The 2,450-nt window shown below is 37.8% G+C and carries 1 protein-coding gene; it reads left to right on the forward strand.

What is annotated here, in order from left to right; all coding sequences use genetic code 11:
* Nucleotides 1–300: 300 nt before the first annotated feature.
* Nucleotides 301–2,280, forward strand: coding sequence for a peptide ABC transporter substrate-binding protein (locus HT699_RS03360; protein WP_119948137.1), 1,980 nt, complete (start codon nt 301–303; stop codon nt 2,278–2,280).
* The last annotated feature ends 170 nt before the right edge of the window (nt 2,281–2,450 follow it).

Genomic DNA, 2,450 nt, shown 5'->3' on the forward strand with positions numbered 1-2,450 from the left:
AAGATGTCATGAATCAACTCCAAGATGTTATACAAGGACTGGAGAAGGAGGTGATAAAGTCCATCGTTAATCGGAGATGGACTAGAATGCTTTTTGAAAGTAGATGAGTATTAGAAGGAAGGTCAACAAGATTCTTTTCTGGTTATCAGAAGAGAATCTCTGTTGGCTTTTTTGGCATAAATGAACAATTTTATTTTTCAGAATATATCAAATATAACAAATAACTCTTAAAATTCAGAAAATTCTATTGACAGGACTTGAAAAAGAGTCTATAATGAATAAAAAACAAAGGAGAATACTATGAAAACAAGAAAAGTATTGGCTCTTGCGGGAGTAACCTTATTAGCAGTTGGTGTTTTAGCTGCTTGTTCTGGGGGTTCAGGTGCTCAAGGTGAAAAAACCTTTGCATTTACTTACGAGACACATCCAGATAATCTCAACTATTTGACAACTGGTAAGGCAGCAACTTCTGAGATTACTAGTAATGTGATTGATGGATTGCTTGAAAATGATAAATACGGGAACCTTGTTCCTTCATTGGCAGAAGACTGGTCAGTTTCTAAGGATGGCTTGACTTATACTTATAAGATTCGTCAGGATGCCAAGTGGTATACATCTGAGGGAGAAGAGTATGCTCCTGTTAAGGCTCAGGACTTTGTAACAGGACTTAAATATGCAACAGATAAGAAAGCAGAAGCCCTTTACTTGGTACAGGATTCAATCAAAGGTCTGGATGCCTATGCCAAAGGTGAAATCACAGACTTCACTCAAGTCGGGATTAAAGCCCTTGACGACCAAACAATCCAATACACCTTGAACAAACCTGAAAGTTTTTGGAATTCCAAAACAACAATGGGTGTGCTTGCGCCAGTTAATGAAGAGTTTTTGAATTCAAAAGGGGATGATTTTGCCAAAGCTACGGATCCAAGTAGTCTCTTGTATAACGGTCCTTATTTGTTGAAATCCATTGTGACCAAATCTTCCGTTGAATTTGCGAAAAATCCGAACTATTGGGATAAGGACAATGTGCACATTGACAAAGTTAAATTGTCATTCTGGGATGGGCAAGATACCAGCAAACCAGCAGAAAACTTTAAAGATGGTAGCCTTACAGCAGCTCGTCTTTATCCAACAAGTGCAAGTTTCGCAGAGCTTGAGAAGAGTATGAAAGACAATATCGTCTATACTCAACAAGACTCTACGACTTATCTAGTAGGGACAAATATTGACCGTCAATCTTATAAATACACATCTAAGACTAGCGAAGAACAAAAGACATCTACTAAAAAGGCTCTCTTAAATAAGGATTTCCGTCAGGCTATTGCCTTTGGATTTGACCGTACAGCCTATGCCGCTCAGTTGAATGGAGAAACTGGAGCAAGCAAAATCTTGCGTAATCTCTTTGTGCCACCAACATTTGTTCAAGCAGATGGGAAAAACTTTGGCGATATGGTCAAAGAAAAATTAGTAACCTATGGGGATGAATGGAAGGATGTTAATCTGGCCGATTCACAAGATGGTCTCTACAATCCAGAAAAAGCCAAGGCTGAATTTGCCAAGGCTAAGTCCGCTTTACAAGCAGAAGGTGTGACTTTCCCAATTCACCTAGATATGCCTGTTGACCAGACAGCAACTACAAAAGTTCAACGTGTCCAATCTATGAAACAATCCTTGGAAGCAACTTTAGGAACTGATAATGTCGTTATTGATATCCAACAATTGCAAAAAGATGAATTGCTTAATGTAACTTTATTTGCTGAAAATGCTGCTGGCGAAGACTGGGATTTATCAGATAATGTCGGTTGGGGTCCTGATTTTGCCGATCCATCAACCTACCTTGATATTATCAAACCTTCTGTAGGAGAAAGTACTAAAACATATTTAGGATTTGACTCAGGGGAAGATAATGTAGCTGCTAAAAAAGTAGGTCTATATGACTACGAAAAATTGGTTACTGAAGCTGGTGATGAGGCTACAGATGTTGCTAAACGCTATGATAAATACGCTTCAGCCCAAGCTTGGCTGACAGATAGTGCTTTGATTATTCCAACTACATCTCGTACAGGGCGTCCAATCTTGTCTAAGATGGTACCATTTACAATACCATTTGCATTGTCAGGAAATAAAGGTACAAGTGAGCCAGTCTTATATAAATACCTTGAAATTCAAGACAAGGCAGTCACTGTAGATGAATACCAAAAAGCTCAGGAAAAATGGATGAAAGAAAAAGAAGAGTCTAATAAAAAGGCTCAAGAAGAACTTGCCAAACATGTCAAATAAAACAAAAAGAGACTGAGTCAAAAGTCCTAAAAATCAGAAAAACGCATAGTATCAGGTGTTGATGTACTGCACCCCAAAAGTTAGACAGAAAAAATCTAACTTTTGGGGTATTTTTATTATGAAATTAACTTATGATGATAAAGTTCAGATCTATGAACTTAGAAAACAAG

It is taken from the genome of Streptococcus sp. 1055 (assembly GCF_013276815.1).
Classification (GTDB): domain Bacteria; phylum Bacillota; class Bacilli; order Lactobacillales; family Streptococcaceae; genus Streptococcus; species Streptococcus pseudopneumoniae.

Excerpts from the sequence above, each read along its gene's own strand:
- HT699_RS03360 (WP_119948137.1), top strand. The coding sequence starts at position 301 with ATGAAAACAAGAAAAGTATTGGCTCTTGCGGGAGTAACCTTATTAGCA.